This is a genomic window from Burkholderia sp. LAS2 (assembly GCF_018417615.1).
GTDB lineage: Bacteria > Pseudomonadota > Gammaproteobacteria > Burkholderiales > Burkholderiaceae > Burkholderia > Burkholderia sola.
The window spans coordinates 800,034-819,543 of the sequence record NZ_CP071052.1; the positions used below are offsets into that span (position 1 = coordinate 800,034).

A 19,510-nucleotide genomic window follows, 5' to 3' on the forward strand; every position below is an offset into this window, starting at 1 on the left:
GATGAACAAGATTCGCAAAGGTGACGAAGTCATCGTCGTCACTGGCAAGGACAAGGGCAAGCGCGGCGTCGTGCTGGCTGTCGGTGCTGAACATGTGACGGTTGAAGGTATCAACCTCGTCAAGAAGCATGTGAAGCCGAACCCGATGAAGGGTACGACGGGCGGCGTGGAAGCGAAGACGATGCCCCTGCATATTTCGAACGTCGCACTGGTCGACGCGAATGGCAAGGCGTCGCGTGTTGGCATCAAGGTCGAGGAAGGCAAGAAGGTTCGCTTCCTGAAGACGACCGGTGCCGTACTGAGCGCCTGACGCAGCGGAGTAAAAAATGGCTCGTTTTCAAGAGTTTTACAAAGAAAAGGTTGTGCCCGGCCTGATCGAGAAGTTCGGTTACAAGTCGGTCATGGAAGTGCCGCGCATCACCAAGATCACGCTGAACATGGGTCTTGGCGAAGCGATCGCTGACAAGAAGATCATCGAGAACGCCGTTGGCGACCTCACGAAGATCGCCGGCCAGAAGCCGGTCGTCACGAAGGCTCGCAAGGCAATCGCAGGCTTCAAGATCCGCCAGGGTTATCCCATCGGCGCGATGGTGACGCTGCGTGGCCAGGCGATGTACGAATTCCTCGACCGTTTCGTGACGGTTGCCCTGCCCCGCGTGCGTGACTTCCGCGGTGTGTCGGGTCGTGCTTTCGATGGCCGTGGCAACTACAACATCGGTGTGAAAGAGCAGATCATTTTCCCCGAAATCGATTACGACAAGATCGACGCACTGCGTGGGCTGAACATCAGCATCACGACGACTGCGAAGACCGACGACGAAGCAAAGGCTCTGCTCGCCAGCTTCAAGTTCCCGTTCAGAAACTGAGGTTACCGTGGCTAAACTGGCACTGATCGAACGTGAAAAGAAGCGCGCCCGCCTGGTCGCGAAGTTCGCAGCAAAGCGCGAAGCGCTGAAGGCGATCGTCGAAGACCAAAGCAAGTCGGAAGAAGAGCGCTACGAAGCACGCCTGGAGCTGCAGCAACTGCCCCGCAACGCAAACCCGACCCGCCAGCGTAACCGCTGCGCGATCACGGGCCGTCCGCGTGGCACGTTCCGTAAATTCGGCCTCGCGCGTAACAAGATTCGTGAAATCGCATTCCGTGGCGAGATTCCTGGCCTGACCAAGGCGAGCTGGTAATAGGAGAAACGTAAATGAGCATGAGTGATCCTATCGCCGATATGCTGACTCGCATCCGCAACGCGCAGATGGTCGAGAAGGTATCGGTCGCGATGCCCTCGTCGAAGGTCAAGGTTGCAATCGCGCAAGTCCTGAAGGACGAAGGCTATATCGACGATTTCGCCGTGAAGGCGGAAGGTGCGAAGTCCGAACTGAATATCGCGCTGAAGTACTACGCAGGTCGCCCGGTCATCGAACGCCTCGAGCGCGTGTCGAAGCCTGGTCTGCGCGTGTACCGCGGCCGCAACGACATTCCGCAGGTCATGAATGGCCTCGGTGTGGCAATCGTGTCGACGCCGAAGGGCGTGATGACCGACCGCAAGGCGCGCGCTACCGGCGTCGGCGGCGAAGTCATCTGCTACGTCGCTTAAAGCCGAGGAGAGAGAAACATGTCTCGAGTAGGTAAAAGCCCGATCGCGCTGCAAGGCGCGGAAGTCAAGCTGGCCGACGGTGCAATCACCGTCAAGGGTCCGCTGGGCACCATCACGCAAGCGATCAATCCGCTCGTGAACGTGGCGAACAACGACGGCACGCTGAATCTGTCGCCGGTCGACGAAAGCCGCGAAGCAAATGCACTGTCGGGCACGATGCGCGCGATCATCGCGAATGCCGTGCACGGCGTGACCAAGGGTTTCGAGCGCAAGCTGACGCTGGTTGGCGTCGGTTACCGTGCGCAAGCGCAAGGCGACAAGCTGAACCTGTCGCTGGGTTTCTCGCACCCGGTGGTGCACCAGATGCCGGAAGGCGTCAAGGCTGAAACCCCGACGCAAACCGAAATCGTGATCAAGGGGATCAATAAGCAACAAGTCGGTCAAGTGGCTGCGGAAGTCCGCGGTTACCGTCCGCCGGAGCCCTACAAGGGCAAGGGCGTGCGTTATGCCGACGAGGTTGTGATCCTCAAAGAAACGAAGAAGAAGTAAGGGTGCGCAATCATGGATAAGACTCAATCTCGCCTGCGCCGCGCTCGCCAGACGCGTATCAAGATCGCTGAGCTGCAGGTCGCGCGTCTCGCCGTGCATCGCACGAACACGCACATCTACGCTCAAGTGTTCTCGCCCTGCGGCACCAAGGTGCTCGCCAGCGCGTCGACGCTCGAGGCAGAAGTGCGCGCAGAACTGGCCGACAAGTCGGGCAAGGGCGGCAACGTCAATGCCGCGACGCTGATCGGCAAGCGTATTGCCGAAAAGGCAAAGGCTGCCGGCATCGAATCCGTCGCCTTCGACCGCTCGGGCTTCCGCTACCACGGCCGCGTCAAGGCGCTGGCTGAGGCAGCTCGCGAAGCTGGGCTCAAGTTCTAAGGAAGGAATTCGTCATGGCAAAGATGCAAGCGAAAGTTCAGGCTGACGAGCGCGACGACGGCCTTCGCGAAAAGATGATTTCGGTCAATCGCGTGACCAAGGTCGTGAAGGGTGGCCGTATTCTCGGCTTCGCCGCACTGACCGTGGTTGGCGACGGTGATGGCCGCATCGGTATGGGCAAGGGCAAGGCGAAGGAAGTGCCGGTCGCTGTCCAGAAGGCAATGGAACAAGCTCGCCGCAACATGTTCAAGGTGCCGCTCAAGAACGGCACGCTGCAGCACGAAGTGCACGGCAAGCACGGCGCATCCGCTGTCCTCCTCGCTCCGGCGAAGGCAGGTACGGGCGTGATCGCAGGCGGCCCGATGCGCGCAGTGTTCGACGTGATGGGCGTTCAGAACGTCGTGGCGAAGAGCCACGGTTCGACGAACCCGTACAACCTCGTTCGCGCCACGCTGGACGGCCTGCGCAAGCAGTCGACCCCGGCAGACATCGCGGCGAAGCGCGGCAAGTCCGTCGAAGATATTTTGGGCTAAGCCCGGGTGGTCACCATGTCTGAAAAAACTGTCAAGGTTCAGCTCGTGAAGAGCCTGATCGGGACCCGCGAATCGCACCGCGCGACCGTGCGTGGCCTGGGCCTGCGCCGACTCAACTCGGTTAGCGAGCTGCAGGACACGCCGGCGGTCCGCGGCATGATCAACAAGGTCTCGTACCTCGTTAAGGTCATCGCGTAAGCGGCCCTACGGATCAAGGAGTTGATATGGAATTGAATAACCTGAAGCCGGCAGCTGGCGCCAAGCACGCCAAGCGTCGCGTCGGTCGTGGCATCGGTTCGGGCCTCGGCAAGACGGCTGGCCGTGGTCACAAGGGTCAGAAATCGCGTTCGGGCGGCTTCCACAAAGTCGGTTTCGAAGGCGGTCAGATGCCGCTGCAACGTCGTCTGCCGAAGCGCGGCTTCACGTCGCTGACGAAGGAATTCGTCGGTGAAGTGCGCCTGGGCGACCTCGAGAAGCTGCCGGTCGACGAGATCGATCTGCTCGCACTGAAGCAAGCCGGCCTGGTCGGCGAGCTGACGAAGAGCGCAAAGATCATCGCGACGGGCGAACTGAAGCGCAAGATCGTCGTGAAGGGTCTCGGTGCCACCAAGGGTGCGCGCGCTGCGATCGAAGCGGCTGGCGGTTCGTTCGCCGAGTGACACGCGTAGCGCGTCGTCACTTGCATTCATCGGAGAAGGTACTTGGCTAACAGCCCGAGTCTTGCAAAACCCGGTCGAAGCACGGCGAAATTCGGCGATCTGCGCCGGCGAGCGATGTTCCTGCTCCTGGCGCTGATCGTCTATCGCATCGGCGCGCACATTCCCGTGCCGGGCATCGATCCGGATCAACTGGCCAAGCTGTTCCAGAGCCAGGCGGGCGGCATCCTGGGCATGTTCAACATGTTCTCGGGTGGCGCACTTTCCCGCTTCACGATCTTTGCGCTGGGGATCATGCCGTACATCTCGGCGTCGATCATCATGCAGTTGCTGGCGATCGTTTCGCCGCAGCTCGAGGCGCTGAAGAAGGAAGGGCAGGCAGGGCAACGGAAGATCACGCAGTACACGCGGTATTTCACCGTGGTGCTCGCGACCTTCCAGGCATTCGGTATCGCGGCCGCGCTGGAAAACCAGCCGGGCCTCGTCACCGATCCCGGCACGCTGTTCCGTCTGACGACGGTCGTGACGCTGGTGACGGGCACGATGTTCCTGATGTGGCTCGGCGAGCAGATTACCGAGCGTGGTCTGGGCAACGGTATCTCGATCATCATCTTCGGCGGGATCGCAGCAGGGTTCCCGAATGCCGTGGGCGGGTTGTTCGAGCTGGTGCGTACGGGTTCGATGAGCATCATTTCGGCGATCATCATCGTCGTTCTGATCGCCGCGGTGACTTACCTGGTCGTGTTCATCGAACGCGGTCAGCGCAAGATCCTCGTGAACTACGCGAAGCGCCAGGTCGGCAACAAGATCTACGGCGGGCAGTCGTCGCATCTGCCGCTGAAGCTGAACATGTCGGGCGTGATTCCGCCGATCTTTGCATCGTCGATCATTCTGTTCCCGGCAACGATTCTCGGCTGGTTCAGTACCGGTCAGCCGACGGGAAGCTGGATTTCCAATACGTTGCATAACGTTGCGGAAGCGCTGAAGCCGGGCCAGCCGGTCTATGTGCTGCTGTACACGCTGGCAATCGTGTTTTTCTGCTTCTTCTACACCGCACTGGTGTTCAACAGCAGGGAGACCGCGGACAACCTGAAGAAGAGCGGCGCGTTTGTTCCGGGCATCCGTCCGGGCGATCAGACCGCACGATATATCGACCGCATCCTCACGCGTCTGACGCTGGCCGGTGCGATCTACATCGTCTTCGTGTGTCTGCTGCCGGAATTCCTGGTGCTGCGCTGGAACGTGCCGTTTTATTTTGGTGGAACGTCGCTGCTGATCATTGTCGTCGTCACGATGGACTTTATGGCGCAGGTGCAGTCGTACGTTATGTCGCAACAGTATGAGTCTCTGCTCAAGAAGGCAAACTTCAAGGGCGGCAACATCCCGATGCGTTGAAAGGACTATGGCCAAAGACGATGTAATCCAGATGCAGGGCGAGGTGATTGAAAACCTCCCGAATGCGACCTTCCGTGTGAAGCTGGAAAACGGCCATGTCGTGTTGGGGCATATTTCCGGAAAGATGCGGATGCACTACATCCGCATTCTGCCCGGCGACAAGGTGACGGTTGAGTTGACGCCTTACGATCTGTCTCGTGCGCGGATCGTGTTCCGGGCGAAGTGATTTGAAAAAAGGGTATTATCATGAAAGTGATGGCATCGGTTAAGCGCATTTGCCGCAATTGCAAGATCATCAAGCGCAAAGGCGTCGTTCGCGTGATCTGCAGCTCGGATCCGCGCCACAAGCAGCGCCAAGGCTGACCGCGCGTTTGTTTGCGCTTTTTGTTTGAGGAAAAACAATGGCTCGTATCGCAGGGGTTAACATCCCGAATCACCAGCACACCGAGATCGGCCTGACGGCTATCTTTGGTGTCGGCCGCACCCGTTCGCGCAGCATCTGCGTGGCAGCTGGCGTCGATTTTTCGAAGAAGGTCAAGGATCTGACCGACGCAGACCTGGAAAAGCTGCGTGAAGAAGTGGGCAAGTTTGTCGTCGAAGGCGATCTGCGCCGTGAAGTGACGATGAACATCAAGCGCCTGATGGACCTCGGTTGCTACCGTGGCGTCCGTCATCGCAAGGGCCTGCCGATGCGCGGTCAGCGTACGCGTACGAACGCACGTACCCGCAAGGGTCCGCGTCGTGCAGCGCAAGCGCTGAAGAAGTAAGCGGAACTGACAGTTACAGGAAAACGTAATGGCTAAGGCTTCGAACACCGCGGCGCAACGCGTTCGCAAGAAGGTTAAGAAGAACGTCGCTGAAGGCGTGGTTCACGTTCACGCGTCGTTCAACAACACGATCATCACGATCACTGATCGCCAAGGCAACGCTCTGGCATGGGCGACGTCGGGCGGCCAGGGCTTCAAGGGCTCGCGCAAATCGACGCCGTTCGCCGCTCAGGTCGCAGCTGAATCGGCTGGCCGCGTCGCGATGGAATATGGCGTGAAGAATCTGGAAGTGCGGATCAAGGGCCCGGGCCCGGGTCGCGAGTCGGCAGTGCGTGCACTGCACGGCCTCGGCATCAAGATCACCGCGATTTCGGACGTCACCCCGATTCCGCACAACGGCTGCCGTCCGCCGAAGCGTCGTCGTATCTAAGGATGTGCTGGCACGTTCGTGCTAGCGCATTGCCTGTCGCCGCTCAGCGTCGACGGGCGTTGCTTTTTTGATTGACTAAGCCCACCGTTCGCCCCAAAGGGAGCGGACTAGCGCGGATTTCGATCCGCGTGACTGATTGATAAAGGAATGCAAAGTGGCACGTTATATCGGCCCCAAAGCCAAGCTGTCCCGCCGTGAAGGCACCGACCTGTTCCTGAAGAGCGCGCGCCGCTCGCTCGCCGACAAGTGCAAGCTCGACAGCAAGCCGGGCCAGCACGGCCGTACCTCGGGCGCACGTACGTCCGACTACGGTACGCAGCTGCGCGAAAAGCAGAAGGTCAAGCGTATCTACGGCGTGCTGGAACGTCAGTTCCGTCGCTACTTCGCTGAAGCCGATCGCCGGAAGGGCAACACGGGTGAAAACCTGCTGCAACTGCTCGAGTCGCGCCTCGACAACGTCGTGTATCGCATGGGCTTCGGCTCGACCCGCGCTGAAGCGCGTCAGCTGGTGAGCCACAAGTCGATCACCGTGAACGGCGTCGTCGCAAACGTCCCGTCGCAGCAAGTGAAGGCGGGTGACGTCGTCGCGATCCGCGAAAAGGCGAAGAAGCAGGCGCGTATCGTCGAAGCGCTGTCGCTGGCCGAGCAAGGCGGCATGCCGAGCTGGGTTGCAGTCGATGCGAAGAAGTTCGAAGGCACGTTCAAGCAAATGCCGGAACGCGCTGAAATCGCAGGCGACATCAACGAAAGCCTGATCGTCGAATTGTATTCGCGTTAATCCGATTGACGGCCGAGGTACCCCGATTGCGTTGCGCAAGGAGGGGCCTCGGCTGTTTATTTTCTGGTTGTTACCGGTCAGCCTTATCGGTGTAACGAGCCGAGGGTATTGAAAAGGAAAGCCCATGCAAACCAGTTTGCTGAAACCCAAGATCATCGCCGTGGAATCGCTGGGCGAGAACCACGCGAGGGTGGTCATGGAACCGTTCGAACGCGGTTACGGCCACACCTTGGGCAATGCGCTTCGCCGCGTGCTGCTGTCGTCGATGGTAGGCTACGCGCCGACCGAAGTCACGATCGCAGGCGTGGTGCACGAGTACTCGACGCTGGATGGCGTGCAGGAAGACGTCGTCAACCTGCTGCTGAACCTGAAGGGCGTGGTGTTCAAGCTGCATAATCGTGACGAAGTGACGGTTACGCTGCGCAAGGAAGGTGAAGGCGTCGTGACGGCCGGCGATATCGAGCTGGCGCACGATTGCGAAGTCATCAACCCGAATCACGTGATTGCGCACCTGTCGAAGGGCGGCAAGCTCGACGTTCAGATCAAGATCGAAAAGGGTCGCGGCTATGTGCCCGGCAACGTCCGTCGCTACGGCGAAGACACGGCCAAGATCATCGGCCGCATCGTCCTCGACGCATCGTTCTCGCCGGTTCGCCGCGTGAGCTATGCGGTCGAAAGCGCACGGGTCGAGCAGCGTACCGACCTCGACAAGCTCGTGATGAACATCGAGACGAGCGGCGTGATCACGCCGGAAGAAGCGATCCGCCAGTCGGCCCGCATCCTGGTCGACCAGTTGTCCGTGTTCGCGGCGCTGGAAGGCACGGAAACGGCAGCCGAAGCGCCGTCGCGTGCACCGCAGATCGATCCGATCCTGCTGCGTCCGGTGGACGATCTCGAGCTGACGGTTCGTTCGGCGAACTGCCTGAAGGCCGAGAACATCTACTACATCGGCGATCTGATCCAGCGCACGGAAAACGAGCTGCTGAAGACGCCGAACCTCGGTCGCAAGTCGCTCAACGAGATCAAGGAAGTGCTCGCTTCGCGCGGTCTCACGCTGGGCATGAAGCTCGAGAACTGGCCGCCGGCTGGTCTCGACAAGTAATCCCGGTTGTAGCCTGGCTATCGCTGTAGTTGGCAAAGATGCGGATTTTCCTTTAAAATCCGCATCTTGCTTTTTTCGTTACCGGCCCGTGCGCCCTCCGAGGCGCGATAGAAGAGCTGGACCAAAACTTTGAATCAAGGAAACTGAAATGCGCCATCGTCATGGTCTGCGGAAACTGAACCGCACGAGCAGCCACCGTCTGGCTATGCTCCGTAACATGTCCAACTCGCTGATCGAGCACGAAGTCATCAAGACGACGCTGCCGAAGGCGAAGGAACTCCGTAAAGTCGTCGAGCCGCTGATCACGCTTGGCAAGAAGCCGTCGCTGGCAAACCGTCGCCTGGCGTTCAACCGCCTGCGCGATCGTGACTCGGTCGCGAAGCTGTTCGACGTGCTCGGTCCGCGTTTCGCGAACCGTCCGGGCGGCTACCTGCGCGTGCTGAAGTTCGGCTTCCGCGTGGGCGACAACGCACCGATGGCACTGGTCGAACTGCTCGACCGTCCGGAAGTCGACGAAACGGAAAACGTGCAAGAAGCTGAATAAGCTTCCGGTACGCAGCAGGATCTGAAAGGGGCCGAGCGATTGCTTGGCCCTTTTTGTTTTTGGGATGCCGGTTGCGGTCGATTGTCGCAGGCTGGTGCCGGCAGCGTTGCGCGGGCTGCGCTACGATACGGGCAACCGGTGCGGTCCCTGGGCGGGTAACCGGCGCCGGCAGGCGCCTGCAGACCAGCGAGGAGAGCGGATGATAGTGGTGCTGATGCTGACGACGGTCCCCGATGCGCCGACGGCCGCGGCGCTCGCCGACGGCGCGCTCGACGCGCGGCTTGCCGCGTGCGTGTCGGAGCTCGGTACGATCAAGTCGCGCTATCACTGGCAGGGCAAGGTCGAAACGGCCGACGAGATCCAGTTGCTGTTCAAGACGAGCCCGGTTCGGGCGCTCGAACTGGAGCGATTTATTCTCGCGCATCATCCGTACGAGACGCCTGAAATCGTCTCGTGGCAGACGACGGCATCGGCCGCGTATGGCCAATGGGTGACCAACGAAACTCAACGTTTATTTCATGTTTAACGGTATGGCGCTTTCGGTGCGCGTGCGCGCGCTGCGGTTTCTTGCGGTCCTGTTGTCGTTCGTGCTCGTGCTCGTGCTGGGCGGGTTGTCCGCCGCGCGTGCGGCCGACGATTTCCTCGATCCGTCGGTTGCGTTCAAGTTCAGCGCGAGCGAATCGCCGGGACAGGTGGACGTCCGCTTCAAGATCGCCAACGGCTACTACATGTACCGCGAGCGCTTCGCGTTCGCGGTGAAAAGCGGCCAAGCCACGCTCGGCGAGCCGCAATTCCCGGCCGGCCACGTGAAGTTCGACCAGACGTTCCAGAAGGACGTCGAGACCTACCGCGATGAAGTCGTCGTTCACGTGCCGGTGAAGCAGGCGGCCGGGCCGTTCGAGCTCGCGGTGACGTCGCAAGGGTGTGCGGACGAAGGGATCTGTTATCCGCCGGCCGAGCACGTGATGAAGGTCGATGGCGCCGCGCTCGGCGCCGCGTCGCCGTCCGGCGACACGGCTGCCGCGGGCAGCTGGTTCGACAAGGTCACGAGCGCCGATTTCGCGCAGTCGCTGCTCGAAGGCCACGGCTTCTTCACGATCGTCGCGCTCTATTTCGTCGCGGGTGTCGTGCTGAGCCTGCTGCCGTGTTCGTACCCGATGATTCCGATCGTGTCCGCGATCATCATCGGCCAGGGCACGCGCGCGACGCATGCACGCGGCTTCGCGCTGTCGCTGACCTACGTGGTCGGCATGGCGCTGGTCTACACGGTGCTCGGCATCGCCGCCGCGCTGGTCGGCCAGAGCCTCGGCGCATGGTTGCAGAACCCGTGGGTGCTCGGCGCGTTCGGCGTGCTGCTGAGCGCGTTCGCGGTGTCGCTGATCTCGGGCAAGGACATCGCGCTGCCGGAGCGCTGGCAGAACGGCGCGGCCGAGGCATCGAGCGCGCGCCAGGGCGGCCACTTCGTCGCGGTCGCGGCGATGGGCGCGTTGTCGGCGCTGGTCGTCGGCGCGTGCATGACGGCGCCGCTGTTCGCGGTGCTCGCGTTCATCGCGCACACCGGCAATGCGTGGCTCGGCGGCGCGGCGCTGTTCGCGATGGGGCTGGGCCTCGGCGTGCCGCTGCTGGTCGTCGGCGTCGGAGCGGGGACGGTGCTGCCGCGCGCAGGCGCGTGGATGGACGGCGTGAAGGTGTTCTTCGGCATCGTGCTGCTCGCGGCCGCGCTGTGGATCGTGTGGCCGGTGCTGGCGGGCGGGCTGAAGATGGTGCTCGCGGCGTTGTGGCTGCTGATCGCCGCCGCAGCGCTCGGGTTGTTCACGCCGAATGCCGGCGCCGCGTCGATCTGGCGCCGCCTGGGCCGCGGCGTAGGCGCCGCGCTCGCGATCTGGGCCGCGACGCTGCTCGTCGGCCTGGCTGCGGGCTCGACCGATCCCGTCAAGCCGCTGGCCGTGCTGGCGGCGCGTACGGTGGCGTCCGGCGGCGCGGCGACGGCCGGCGCGGCTGCCGCGCAGGACGGCCCCGCGTTTGCCCCGGTGCGCTCCAGCGGCGAACTCGACGCGCTGCTGAAGACGTCGGGCCAGCCGGTGATGCTGGACTTCTACGCCGACTGGTGCGTGAGCTGCAAGGAGATGGAGCATCTGACCTTCACCGACGCGCGCGTGCAGGCGCGGCTCGCGCAGCTTCACCTCGTGCGCGCGGACGTCACCGCGAACAACCCGGACGATCAGGCGCTGCTCAAGCGCTTTAATCTGTTCGGGCCGCCGGGCATCATCTTCTTCGATCGCAATGGCCGCGAGATCGGCCGCGTGGTCGGCTATCAGGCGGCCGACACGTTCCTGCGCAGCCTCGATCGGGCGGCCGTTCCGACGGTATGACGACGGGCGGCTGCGGCGACCGGCGAACGGAAGATCCGCGGCCGGCTGACGGTCGCGATCGACGGTAAACAAAAAACGGCGGAACACCGAGGTGTCCCGCCGTTTTTGCTGGCGCGTGCCGGCGCGCGATCAGCGCTGCGCTTTCAGCAGACGCGCGGCATCGAGCGCGAAGTACGTGAGCACGCCGTCGGCGCCCGCACGCTTGAACGCGAGCAGCGATTCGAGCACGACCTTGTCGTGGTCGAGCCAGCCGTTCATCGCGGCCGCCTTCAACATCGCGTATTCGCCGCTCACCTGGTACACGTAGGTCGGGAAGCGGAACTCGTCTTTCACGCGGCGCACGATGTCGAGATACGGCATGCCGGGCTTGACCATCACCATGTCGGCGCCTTCGTCGATGTCGAGGCGCACTTCGCGCAGCGCTTCGTCGCTGTTCGCCGGATCCATCTGGTAGGTCATCTTGTTGCCCTTGCCCAGGTTGGACGCCGAACCGACCGCATCGCGGAACGGGCCGTAGAACGCCGATGCGAACTTCGCCGAATAGGCCATGATCCGCGTATGGATATGGCCGTCGCTTTCCAGCATCTCGCGGATCGCGCCGATGCGGCCGTCCATCATGTCCGACGGCGCGACGATGTCGACGCCGGCTTCCGCCTGCGCACGCGCCTGGTCGACCAGGATCTCGATCGTGTCGTCGTTGATCACATAGGCGTTTTCGTCGAGCACGCCATCCTGGCCGTGACTCGTGTACGGATCGAGCGCGACGTCGGTCAGCACGCCCAGTTCGGGGAAGTGCTTCTTCAGCTCGCGCACCGCGCGCGGGATCAGGCCTTCCGGATTGGCCGCCTCGCGGCCGTCGGGTGTCTTCAGCGACGGCTCGATGGCCGGGAACAGCGACAGCACGGGCACGCCGAGTTCGACGCACTGCTCGGCGACGTGCATCAGCAGATCGACCGACACGCGCTCGACGCCGGGCATCGACGGGATGGGCTGGCGCTCGTTGGTGCCTTCGACGACGAATACCGGGTAGATCAGGTCGTCGGTGGTCAGGCGGTTTTCGCGCATCAGGCGGCGGGAGAAGTCGTCGCGGCGCATCCGGCGCGGACGATGAAGCGGATGGAAGCTCATGGCGATTTGGCAGAAATCAGGGCAAGAAGGACCTTACGGAACCCTTAGGTCATTTTCGAGATCGTTGGTATATGATAGCGATCGAGCGGCACGCGTTGCGTGCAGCTCCCCGCTTCTCCTCCCTGAGCGGGTGCCTGTCGTTTTTCGATTAGGCTGTTTGACCCGCCGTTCAACGGCGGGTTTTTTTATGAGCCGGCCGAATCCGCAGGCGCCGTCAGGTGCGCACGGCCGATCCCAGCCGCGCGTTGCCCGCTCATTGTGCTACAGGCTCGCTGTTTTCGTCGGCGACGGACGGCCGCAGCCAGCTCTCGATCAGTTCATGGGCCTCGTCGAGCCCCGTGCGCTTCAGCGCCGAGAACAGCTGGACCGTCAGCTTGCCCTTCACGCCCTGGTCGCGATACGCGTCGAGCCCCTTCTGCGTGTTGCGCAACGCGTTGATGCTTTCCTGGCGCGTCAATTTGTCGCACTTGGTCAGCAGCGTGTGGATCGGCTTGCCGGTCGGCGCGAACCACTCGATCATGCGCCGATCGAGATCGGTCAGCGGACGGCGCGAATCCATCATCAGGATCAGGCCGCAGAGCTGCGAGCGCGTCGCGAGATAGGACGACAGCAGCATTTCCCAGTGCGCCTTCGCGGCGCCGGGCACTTCCGCATAGCCGTAGCCGGGCAGATCGACGAGGTTCGCGACGGGCTCGGCGGCCGGGCCGACGGAGAAGTAGTTGATATGCTGCGTGCGGCCGGGCGTCTTCGACGCGAAGGCCAGCCGCTTCTGGTTGCACAGCACGTTGATCGCCGTCGACTTGCCGGCATTCGAGCGGCCCGCGAACGCGATTTCCGGCTGGACCGTCGGCGGCAGGTCGCGCAGATGGTTGACGGTCGTGTAGAAGCGGGCTTGATGGAGCAGAAAGGCCATGGGAACCGGAAGGACGGGCGGCGCGAGCCGCGTGGTGGAGGCGGGGTAGCCCCGATAGGCGCGGGAGCTTTCAGCACGATATTGTACAATACGGCGGTTTTGCCGAAGGCCACCGGGCGCCTGCCTCGCGCTTTTATGTGGCTTCTGCGGTAGACTGAACGCCGTCGTTTTTTGCAGAACCTCAAATTCCCACAAGACGAAACAGGGTGTGCGAATGAATCGACTGTGCAAGTCTCTGATGGTGCTTCAGGTTGCAGCAGGGTTCGTAGGTTTCGTAGCGGAGGCAAACGCGGCAGATGCGGCCAAGCCGGATCTGGACCGCGGCAAGGCGATTGCCGGGCAGGTCTGCGCGTCGTGTCACGGCGCCGACGGCAACAGCGCGTCGGGCAGTTTCCCGAAGCTCGCCGGCCAGCATCCCGAATATCTGGTCAAGCAGTTGAACGACTTCAAGACGCAGCCGGGCGCGAAGGGGCCGGTGCGTAACAACGCGGTGATGGTCGGATTCGCGAGCGCGTTGAGCGCGGACGACATGCGCAACGTCGCCGCGTACTACGGGTCGCAGACGACGAAGCTCGGTACCGCACGCAATGCGGCGACGGTGCCGATCGGCCAGAAGATCTATCGCGGCGGCATCGCGGAAAAGGGCGTTCCCGCCTGCGCGAGCTGCCACGGGCCGACGGGGCAGGGGATCCCGGTCCAGTACCCGCGTCTGTCGGGGCAATGGGCCGATTACACGGTCGCGCAGTTGACCGCGTTCCAGCAGGGTGCCGGCGCGCGCAACAACAACGAGGCGATGCATCAGATCGCGTCGCGGCTGTCGGATACCGAGATCAAGGCCGTCGCGGATTACATCGCGGGCCTGCGTCAGCCGCGAATGGAATGACCGGGCGCCCGAAGGGCGGCCGGAGTCAGAACAAGAAAAGGGTGGGGCGCCGCGCCGTCGCGGTTGCCTCGCCCTTCTTTTTTGCCGGCACTCGCCGGGCCGGGATGGCGCGGCTGGCAGGCGATGGGGAGCTGCGCTCCCCGAGCGAACATAGTGAGCGTGGGGGTGGTTTCCCCTTAGTCGGAGTTTGAATGAGCGTTACCACGTCGGGGTTGCAGTCGAAGTCGGGTCAGGGTGCGTCGAAACGTGCGGTCGAGTTGCTGAGCTCGATGCGTTTCGCGATCGCGCTGCTGGTGGTGCTGTCGATCGCGAGCATCATCGGCACGGTCCTGACCCAGGACGATCCGTATCCGAACTACGTGAACCAGTTCGGGCCGTTCTGGGCGGACATCTTCCGTTCGCTCGGCCTGTACAACGTGTACAGCGCGTGGTGGTTCATGCTGATCCTGATCTTCCTCGTCACGTCGATCTCGCTGTGCGTGATCCGCAACGCGCCGAAGATGCTCGCCGATGCGAAGAGCTGGAAGGACAAGGTCCGCGAAGGCAGCCTGCGCGCCTTCCACCACAAGGCCGAATACACGGCGTCCGGCACGCGCGCGAGCGTCGCGGCGACGCTCGCCGCCTTCGTCACGAAGGCTGGCTACAAGCACGTCGTGCGTGAAACCGACGGCGCGACGCTGATCTCCGCGAAGCGCGGCGCGATGACCAAGTGGGGCTATATCTCCGCGCACCTCGCGATCGTCGTGATCTGTATCGGCGGCCTGCTCGACAGCAACCTGCCGATCAAATTCCAGATGCTGATGTTCGGCAAGAGCCCGGTCAACACGAGCGCGACGATCAGCGATATCTCGCCCGACCATCGGCTGTCCGCGTCGAACCCGACCTTCCGCGGCTACGCGTGGGTGCCGGAGGGCCAGTTCGTGTCGACCGCGATCCTGAACCAGCCGAGCGGCTCGCTGATTCAGGATCTGCCGTTCTCGATCCAGCTCGACAAATTCATCGTCGATTACTACACGACCGGCATGCCGAAGCTGTTCGCGAGCGACATCGTCGTGATCGATCGCGAGACCGGCCGGAAGATCCCGGCGCGGGTGGAGGTCAACAAGCCGTTCACGTACAAGGGCGTGTCGATCTATCAGTCGAGCTTCCAGGACGGCGGCTCGCAGATGCAGATGACGGCCTATCCGATGACGGGCAGCCACGCGGCGACCGTCCCCGTGAAGGGCACGATCGGCAGCTCGGCGCCGCTGCAGGTCCCGGGCGCCGACGGCGACACGATCGAATTCTCCGATTTCCGCGCGATCAACGTCGAGAACATGGCCGACGCGAAAGGCAAGCCGGACGTGCGCGGCGTCGCGACCACCAGCTCGCTGAAGGAAGTGTTCGACGAGCGGCTCGGCTCGGGCGCGAAGACGTCGAAGCCGACACAGCTCCACAACATCGGGCCGTCGGTGCAGTACAAGATTCGCGGCAAGGACGGCCAGGCGCGCGAATTCAACAACTACATGCTACCCGTCGACATGAACGGCGAGCGCGTGTTCCTCGCCGGCGTGCGCGCGAGTCCGAACGATCCGTTCCGCTACATGCGGATTCCGGCCGACAGCCAGGATTCGATCGGCGAATGGATGCGCCTGCGCGCCGCGCTCGAGGATCCGGCCGTGCGCACCGAGGCCGCCGCGCGCTTCGCGCAGCGCTCGCTGCCGGGCGACGCGTCGCTGCGCGGCCGCCTGCAGGACAGTGCGTCGAAGGTGCTGACCCTTTTCGCGGCGAGCGACGACAGCGTCGGCCGCGGCGCGGACGGCCAGCCGATCGGCGGCTTCCAGGCGGTGGCGACGTTCATCGACCGCTCGGTGCCGAAGGGCGAGCAGGAGAAGGCCGCGAGCCTGCTGTTGCGGATGCTCGAGGGCTCGATGTGGGAGGTGTGGCAGATCGCGCGCGAGCATGCGGGCGAGCCGGCCGCGCAACAAGGCGCCGACACGATCCGCTTCGTGCAGAACGCGATCAATGCGCTATCCGACAGCTTCCTGTATGGATCGCCGGTCTATTTGCAGCTTGACTCCTTCAAGCAGGTGCAAGCTTCGGTATTTCAGCTGACGCGCGCGCCCGGCAAGAATCTGGTGTATCTTGGCAGCCTGCTGCTGGTCGCCGGCATCTTCTCGATGTTCTACGTGCGCGAGCGGCGGCTCTGGTTCTGGCTGAAGGACGCCGGTTCGGGCGTCGAGGTGGTGATGGCCATGTCCACGGCCCGCAAGACCTTCGATTTCGAGAAAGAATTCGTGCAGACGCGCGACGCGGCCGGCGCCGCCTTGCACGCCGCACCTCGCGACGCCGCACCCGCCGGTGCGGCTTCGACGGCCCGCGCGCCTGCCGGCGGCGGTTCCGATTCCGAGAATTCCACCCGGTAACATCATGGATCTCACGCAAGTTTCCTCTTCCCGTACGGCGCCGGCAGCGTCGCCGCTGTTCGACGACCGTCCGTTCCTCGCGCGCCTGTCGCTGTTCGACTGGCTGTTCGCGCTGGCGCTGGTGGCGGGCGCGGGCTATGCGCTCGTGCACTACAACGCGCACATGGATTACTACGACAAGGCGGTGATGATCGGCACCGTGCCGGCGCTTGTCGCGCTCGGCTGGCGCTGGAAGCCCGCGCGGCTGATGATGGCGTCGATCGCCGTGCTGTCGCTGCTGTCGATCCAGATCTACCAGGGCGATCTCGCGCGCGCCGATTCGGCGTTCTTCCTCAAGTACTTCCTGTCGAGCCAGTCGGCGATCCTGTGGATGAGCGCGCTGTTCGTGCTCGCGACGATCTTCTACTGGATCGGCCTGCTCGCGCGCTCCGAAACGGGCGCCGCGATCGGCCAGAAGCTCACGTGGGTCGCCGTGCTGATGGGCTTCACCGGGCTGATGGTGCGCTGGTACGAGTCCTACCTGATCGGTGCGGACGTCGGGCATATCCCCGTGTCGAACCTGTATGAAGTGTTCGTCCTGTTCAGCCTGATCACCGCGCTGCTTTATCTGTATTACGAAGGCCACTACGGCACGCGTTCGCTCGGCGCGTTCGTGCTGCTGGTCATCAGCGCGGCGGTCGGCTTCCTGATGTGGTACTCGGTCGCACGCGATGCGCAGCAGATTCAGCCGCTCGTGCCGGCGCTGCAAAGTTGGTGGATGAAGATCCACGTGCCGGCGAACTTCATCGGCTACGGCAGCTTCGCGCTGTCGGCGATGGTGTCGGTCGCGTATCTGATGAAGGAGCGCGGGATCCTCGCGGATCGCCTGCCGACGCTGGAAGTGCTCGACGACGTGATGTACAAGTCGATCGCGGTTGGTTTCGCGTTCTTCACGATCGCGACGATCCTCGGCGCGCTGTGGGCGGCCGAAGCGTGGGGCGGCTACTGGAGCTGGGATCCGAAGGAAACCTGGGCGCTGATCGTGTGGCTGAACTACGCGGCGTGGCTGCACATGCGGCTGATGAAGGGCCTGCGCGGCGCGGTGGCCGCGTGGTGGGCGCTCACCGGCCTGCTGGTCACGACGTTCGCGTTCCTCGGCGTCAACATGTTCCTGTCCGGGCTGCACAGCTACGGCAAACTGTAAGATTTCCGACGCTCGTCCGACTATCGAACCGCCGGTGCACTGCGTGCCCGGCGGTTTTCTTTTGTAACGCGGCGGGCGAACCGGGCGTCGAACGGCGCGTGACGGGCCGGGTCGAACGCTGATGAAGCATGCGCGCCGCGCATGCGGGAGGAACTGCACGATGTGGATCAAACGCCCTTTGCGTAACGTACTGACCGGCGCGGACATCGCGCCGAGCGAGATCACCCCGCGCGCGGTGTTCGAGAACCGGCGGCGCGTATTGCAGGCGGCCGGCCTCGCGGCCGCGGGCGGCCTGTTTGGCGCCAGCGGCGCGGCGCTCGCCGCGTATGCGTCGCCCGATCCGCGCGCGGCGAAGCTCGCGGCAAAAACGAACCCGAAGTTCGTCGCCATCGACAAGGTGACGCCGTTCAAGGACATCACGTCCTACAACAACTTCTACGAATTCGGCACCGACAAGAGCGACCCGGCGCAGAACGCCGGCACGCTGCGGCCGCGCCCGTGGCGCGTGAGCGTCGAAGGCGAGGTGCAGCACCCGAAAGTGTTCGATCTCGACGAGTTGCTGAAGCTCGCGCCGCTCGAGGAGCGCGTGTACCGGCTGCGCTGCGTCGAGGGCTGGTCGATGGTGATCCCGTGGATCGGCGTGCCGCTGTCCGAGCTGATCAAGCGCGTGCAGCCGACCGGCAACGCGAAATACGTGCAGTTCGTCACGCTGGCCGATCCGTCGCAAATGCCCGGCCTGTCGACGCCCGTGCTCGACTGGCCGTATTCGGAAGGGCTGCGCATGGACGAGGCGATGAATCCGCTGACGCTGCTGACGATGGGCGTCTACGGCCAGGTACTGCCGAACCAGAATGGCGCGCCGGTGCGGATCGTCGTGCCGTGGAAGTACGGCTTCAAGAGCGCGAAGTCGCTCGTGAAGATCCGCTTCGTCGACAAGCAGCCGAAGACGAGCTGGAACACGTACGCCGCGAACGAGTACGGCTTTTATTCGAACGTGAACCCCAACGTCGATCATCCGCGCTGGAGCCAGGCGACCGAGCGGCGCATCGGCGAGGACGGCTTTTTCACGCCGAAGCGCAAGACACTGATGTTCAACGGCTACGGCGATCTGGTCGCCTCGATGTATCAGGGCATGGACCTGAAGAAGAATTTCTGAGCACGACGGTGAGAAACGACATGCGTCCTTCGACGCTCACTTCCGAGCGCGCCGCGGGTGTCCGGTCGGCCGCACGCACCGCGCGGACCGGTGCGATCCGTCCCGCCGCGCCGCGCTGGCTCGCACCGGCCAAGGTGCTGGCGTTCGCGGCCGGCCTGTATCCGCTCGCGCGCGTCGTGCTGTTCGGGCTGACGGACCGGCTGGGCGCGAACCCGATCGAATTCATCACGCGCTCGACCGGCTTGTGGACGCTCGTCCTGTTGTGCATCACGCTTGCCGTCACGCCGCTCAGGCGCATCACGGGCTTCGCGTCGCTGCTGCGCTTTCGCCGGATGATCGGGCTGTTCGCGTTCTTTTACGCGACGCTGCATTTCACGACCTACCTGTGGTTCGACAAGTGGTTCGACGTCGTCGCGATCCTGAAGGACGTCGGCAAGCGCCCGTTCATCACCGTCGGCTTCGCGGCGTTCGTGCTGCTGATTCCGCTCGCCGCGACGTCGCCGCGCGCGATGGTGCGCCGGCTGGGGCGCCACTGGGCGACGCTGCACAGCGCGATCTATGCGATCGCGCTGTTCGGCGTGCTGCACTTCTGGTGGATGCGGGCCGGCAAGCACGATCTCGCGCAGCCGAAGCTCTACGCGGCGATCGTCGCCGCGCTGCTCGGCTGGCGGGTGGTTGCGTGGGGCTGGCGGCGCGTGCGTGCGTGACGCGGCGGCCCGAAAAAACAAAAGGCGATGACCGGGGAGTCA

The 19,510-nt window shown here is 63.3% G+C and carries 26 protein-coding genes; 24 read left to right on the top strand and 2 right to left on the bottom strand.

Going from position 1 to position 19,510, the window contains the following annotated elements:
* Window position 1: 1 nt before the first annotated feature.
* The 19 genes from rplX to dsbD all read left to right on the top strand — a co-directional run bounded on the left by rplX (window position 2) and on the right by dsbD (window position 11,093).
* The gene (gene rplX, locus JYG37_RS03720) at window positions 2–310 is read left to right on the top strand and encodes a 50S ribosomal protein L24 (protein ID WP_006477187.1); all 309 of its coding nucleotides are present in this window, start codon (window positions 2–4) and stop codon (window positions 308–310) included.
* Between the two features lie 16 nt (window positions 311–326).
* Window positions 327–866 carry a 50S ribosomal protein L5 gene (gene rplE / locus JYG37_RS03725; RefSeq protein WP_006477186.1) on the top strand — a complete coding sequence of 180 codons (540 nt, stop codon included), beginning with the start codon at window positions 327–329 and terminating at the stop codon, window positions 864–866.
* Between the two features lie 7 nt (window positions 867–873).
* On the top strand, window positions 874–1,179 hold the full coding sequence (gene rpsN, locus JYG37_RS03730) for a 30S ribosomal protein S14 (RefSeq protein WP_006482884.1): 306 nt from the start codon (window positions 874–876) through the stop codon (window positions 1,177–1,179).
* Between the two features lie 14 nt (window positions 1,180–1,193).
* Window positions 1,194–1,589 (top strand): 30S ribosomal protein S8, encoded by a 396-nt coding sequence (gene rpsH, locus JYG37_RS03735; RefSeq protein ID WP_006477185.1) that lies wholly within the window; start codon window positions 1,194–1,196, stop codon window positions 1,587–1,589.
* Window positions 1,590–1,607: 18 nt separating this feature from the next.
* Window positions 1,608–2,138: a 50S ribosomal protein L6 gene (gene rplF, locus JYG37_RS03740; RefSeq protein WP_006477184.1), complete on the top strand. Its 531-nt coding sequence runs from the start codon at window positions 1,608–1,610 to the stop codon at window positions 2,136–2,138.
* Window positions 2,139–2,150: 12 nt separating this feature from the next.
* Window positions 2,151–2,516 carry a 50S ribosomal protein L18 gene (gene rplR / locus JYG37_RS03745; RefSeq protein ID WP_006477183.1) on the top strand — a complete coding sequence of 122 codons (366 nt, stop codon included), beginning with the start codon at window positions 2,151–2,153 and terminating at the stop codon, window positions 2,514–2,516.
* 14 nt (window positions 2,517–2,530) lie between these two features.
* Window positions 2,531–3,049: a 30S ribosomal protein S5 gene (gene rpsE / locus JYG37_RS03750; protein WP_006752931.1), complete on the top strand. Its 519-nt coding sequence runs from the start codon at window positions 2,531–2,533 to the stop codon at window positions 3,047–3,049.
* 15 nt (window positions 3,050–3,064) lie between these two features.
* Window positions 3,065–3,247 carry a 50S ribosomal protein L30 gene (gene rpmD / locus JYG37_RS03755; protein ID WP_006400644.1) on the top strand — a complete coding sequence of 61 codons (183 nt, stop codon included), beginning with the start codon at window positions 3,065–3,067 and terminating at the stop codon, window positions 3,245–3,247.
* Between the two features lie 26 nt (window positions 3,248–3,273).
* Entirely contained in the window at window positions 3,274–3,708 is a 435-nt protein-coding gene (gene rplO, locus JYG37_RS03760) for a 50S ribosomal protein L15 (protein ID WP_006482880.1), read from the top strand.
* Window positions 3,709–3,750: 42 nt separating this feature from the next.
* On the top strand, window positions 3,751–5,100 hold the full coding sequence (secY, locus tag JYG37_RS03765; RefSeq protein ID WP_050013167.1) for a preprotein translocase subunit SecY: 1,350 nt from the start codon (window positions 3,751–3,753) through the stop codon (window positions 5,098–5,100).
* 7 nt (window positions 5,101–5,107) lie between these two features.
* A complete protein-coding gene (infA, locus tag JYG37_RS03770) occupies window positions 5,108–5,326 on the top strand; it encodes a translation initiation factor IF-1 (protein WP_004521905.1) in 219 nt (72 codons plus the stop codon).
* A 20-nt stretch (window positions 5,327–5,346) separates the two neighbouring features.
* Window positions 5,347–5,463, top strand: coding sequence for a 50S ribosomal protein L36 (gene rpmJ, locus JYG37_RS03775; protein WP_004199844.1), 117 nt, complete (start codon window positions 5,347–5,349; stop codon window positions 5,461–5,463).
* 38 nt (window positions 5,464–5,501) lie between these two features.
* Window positions 5,502–5,867 carry a 30S ribosomal protein S13 gene (gene rpsM, locus JYG37_RS03780; RefSeq protein WP_006477178.1) on the top strand — a complete coding sequence of 122 codons (366 nt, stop codon included), beginning with the start codon at window positions 5,502–5,504 and terminating at the stop codon, window positions 5,865–5,867.
* Window positions 5,868–5,895: 28 nt separating this feature from the next.
* Entirely contained in the window at window positions 5,896–6,297 is a 402-nt protein-coding gene (gene rpsK, locus JYG37_RS03785; protein WP_004197937.1) for a 30S ribosomal protein S11, read from the top strand.
* A 154-nt stretch (window positions 6,298–6,451) separates the two neighbouring features.
* Window positions 6,452–7,075 (top strand): 30S ribosomal protein S4, encoded by a 624-nt coding sequence (gene rpsD, locus JYG37_RS03790; RefSeq protein WP_006477177.1) that lies wholly within the window; start codon window positions 6,452–6,454, stop codon window positions 7,073–7,075.
* A gap of 124 nt (window positions 7,076–7,199) precedes the next feature.
* Window positions 7,200–8,177 carry a DNA-directed RNA polymerase subunit alpha gene (locus JYG37_RS03795; RefSeq protein WP_006477176.1) on the top strand — a complete coding sequence of 326 codons (978 nt, stop codon included), beginning with the start codon at window positions 7,200–7,202 and terminating at the stop codon, window positions 8,175–8,177.
* Window positions 8,178–8,325: 148 nt separating this feature from the next.
* Window positions 8,326–8,721: a 50S ribosomal protein L17 gene (rplQ, locus tag JYG37_RS03800; protein WP_006477175.1), complete on the top strand. Its 396-nt coding sequence runs from the start codon at window positions 8,326–8,328 to the stop codon at window positions 8,719–8,721.
* Window positions 8,722–8,920: 199 nt separating this feature from the next.
* Window positions 8,921–9,247, top strand: a complete 327-nt coding sequence (cutA, locus tag JYG37_RS03805) for a divalent-cation tolerance protein CutA (protein WP_050013166.1) — start codon at window positions 8,921–8,923, stop codon at window positions 9,245–9,247.
* Window positions 9,240–11,093 carry a protein-disulfide reductase DsbD gene (gene dsbD / locus JYG37_RS03810; RefSeq protein ID WP_124631184.1) on the top strand — a complete coding sequence of 618 codons (1,854 nt, stop codon included), beginning with the start codon at window positions 9,240–9,242 and terminating at the stop codon, window positions 11,091–11,093. The genes cutA and dsbD overlap by 8 nt, the downstream gene beginning before the upstream one ends.
* A 129-nt stretch (window positions 11,094–11,222) precedes the next feature.
* Here the strand turns inward: dsbD and hemB are convergent, their stop codons facing one another.
* A complete protein-coding gene (hemB, locus tag JYG37_RS03815) occupies window positions 11,223–12,221 on the bottom strand; it encodes a porphobilinogen synthase (protein WP_050013164.1) in 999 nt (332 codons plus the stop codon).
* Window positions 12,222–12,474: 253 nt separating this feature from the next.
* Entirely contained in the window at window positions 12,475–13,134 is a 660-nt protein-coding gene (gene yihA, locus JYG37_RS03820; protein ID WP_050013163.1) for a ribosome biogenesis GTP-binding protein YihA/YsxC, read from the bottom strand.
* Between the two features lie 214 nt (window positions 13,135–13,348).
* On the opposite strand from yihA, the gene JYG37_RS03825 reads away from it, so the two are divergent.
* The 5 genes from JYG37_RS03825 (at window position 13,349) to msrQ (ending at window position 19,468) form a co-directional block, all read left to right on the top strand.
* Window positions 13,349–14,017, top strand: coding sequence for a c-type cytochrome (locus tag JYG37_RS03825; RefSeq protein WP_213346079.1), 669 nt, complete (start codon window positions 13,349–13,351; stop codon window positions 14,015–14,017).
* 191 nt (window positions 14,018–14,208) lie between these two features.
* Complete coding sequence (locus JYG37_RS03830) at window positions 14,209–16,422, top strand: cytochrome c biogenesis protein ResB (protein ID WP_050013161.1); 2,214 nt, start codon at window positions 14,209–14,211, stop codon at window positions 16,420–16,422.
* Between the two features lie 4 nt (window positions 16,423–16,426).
* Window positions 16,427–17,605, top strand: a complete 1,179-nt coding sequence (gene ccsB, locus JYG37_RS03835; protein ID WP_050013160.1) for a c-type cytochrome biogenesis protein CcsB — start codon at window positions 16,427–16,429, stop codon at window positions 17,603–17,605.
* Between the two features lie 160 nt (window positions 17,606–17,765).
* Window positions 17,766–18,761, top strand: coding sequence for a protein-methionine-sulfoxide reductase catalytic subunit MsrP (gene msrP, locus JYG37_RS03840; protein WP_124631185.1), 996 nt, complete (start codon window positions 17,766–17,768; stop codon window positions 18,759–18,761).
* 20 nt (window positions 18,762–18,781) lie between these two features.
* On the top strand, window positions 18,782–19,468 hold the full coding sequence (msrQ, locus tag JYG37_RS03845) for a protein-methionine-sulfoxide reductase heme-binding subunit MsrQ (RefSeq protein WP_176015605.1): 687 nt from the start codon (window positions 18,782–18,784) through the stop codon (window positions 19,466–19,468).
* The last annotated feature ends 42 nt before the right edge of the window (window positions 19,469–19,510 follow it).

What these genes read in the sequence shown, in the direction of transcription:
- ccsB (WP_050013160.1), top strand. Translation starts at nt 16,427, where the DNA reads ATGGATCTCACGCAAGTTTCCTCTTCCCGTACGGCGCCGGCAGCGTCG.
- rpmJ (WP_004199844.1), top strand. Translation starts at nt 5,347, where the DNA reads ATGAAAGTGATGGCATCGGTTAAGCGCATTTGCCGCAATTGCAAGATC.
- rpsM (WP_006477178.1), top strand. Translation starts at nt 5,502, where the DNA reads ATGGCTCGTATCGCAGGGGTTAACATCCCGAATCACCAGCACACCGAG.
- rpsH (WP_006477185.1), top strand. Translation starts at nt 1,194, where the DNA reads ATGAGCATGAGTGATCCTATCGCCGATATGCTGACTCGCATCCGCAAC.
- rplR (WP_006477183.1), top strand. Translation starts at nt 2,151, where the DNA reads ATGGATAAGACTCAATCTCGCCTGCGCCGCGCTCGCCAGACGCGTATC.
- hemB (WP_050013164.1), bottom strand. Translation starts at nt 12,221, where the DNA reads ATGAGCTTCCATCCGCTTCATCGTCCGCGCCGGATGCGCCGCGACGAC.
- rplE (WP_006477186.1), top strand. Translation starts at nt 327, where the DNA reads ATGGCTCGTTTTCAAGAGTTTTACAAAGAAAAGGTTGTGCCCGGCCTG.
- cutA (WP_050013166.1), top strand. Translation starts at nt 8,921, where the DNA reads ATGATAGTGGTGCTGATGCTGACGACGGTCCCCGATGCGCCGACGGCC.
- rplO (WP_006482880.1), top strand. Translation starts at nt 3,274, where the DNA reads ATGGAATTGAATAACCTGAAGCCGGCAGCTGGCGCCAAGCACGCCAAG.
- JYG37_RS03825 (WP_213346079.1), top strand. Translation starts at nt 13,349, where the DNA reads ATGAATCGACTGTGCAAGTCTCTGATGGTGCTTCAGGTTGCAGCAGGG.
- JYG37_RS03830 (WP_050013161.1), top strand. Translation starts at nt 14,209, where the DNA reads ATGAGCGTTACCACGTCGGGGTTGCAGTCGAAGTCGGGTCAGGGTGCG.
- yihA (WP_050013163.1), bottom strand. Translation starts at nt 13,134, where the DNA reads ATGGCCTTTCTGCTCCATCAAGCCCGCTTCTACACGACCGTCAACCAT.
- infA (WP_004521905.1), top strand. Translation starts at nt 5,108, where the DNA reads ATGGCCAAAGACGATGTAATCCAGATGCAGGGCGAGGTGATTGAAAAC.
- rpsE (WP_006752931.1), top strand. Translation starts at nt 2,531, where the DNA reads ATGGCAAAGATGCAAGCGAAAGTTCAGGCTGACGAGCGCGACGACGGC.
- rplF (WP_006477184.1), top strand. Translation starts at nt 1,608, where the DNA reads ATGTCTCGAGTAGGTAAAAGCCCGATCGCGCTGCAAGGCGCGGAAGTC.
- rpmD (WP_006400644.1), top strand. Translation starts at nt 3,065, where the DNA reads ATGTCTGAAAAAACTGTCAAGGTTCAGCTCGTGAAGAGCCTGATCGGG.
- rplQ (WP_006477175.1), top strand. Translation starts at nt 8,326, where the DNA reads ATGCGCCATCGTCATGGTCTGCGGAAACTGAACCGCACGAGCAGCCAC.
- rpsK (WP_004197937.1), top strand. Translation starts at nt 5,896, where the DNA reads ATGGCTAAGGCTTCGAACACCGCGGCGCAACGCGTTCGCAAGAAGGTT.
- msrQ (WP_176015605.1), top strand. Translation starts at nt 18,782, where the DNA reads ATGCGTCCTTCGACGCTCACTTCCGAGCGCGCCGCGGGTGTCCGGTCG.
- rplX (WP_006477187.1), top strand. Translation starts at nt 2, where the DNA reads ATGAACAAGATTCGCAAAGGTGACGAAGTCATCGTCGTCACTGGCAAG.
- JYG37_RS03795 (WP_006477176.1), top strand. Translation starts at nt 7,200, where the DNA reads ATGCAAACCAGTTTGCTGAAACCCAAGATCATCGCCGTGGAATCGCTG.
- msrP (WP_124631185.1), top strand. Translation starts at nt 17,766, where the DNA reads ATGTGGATCAAACGCCCTTTGCGTAACGTACTGACCGGCGCGGACATC.
- dsbD (WP_124631184.1), top strand. Translation starts at nt 9,240, where the DNA reads ATGTTTAACGGTATGGCGCTTTCGGTGCGCGTGCGCGCGCTGCGGTTT.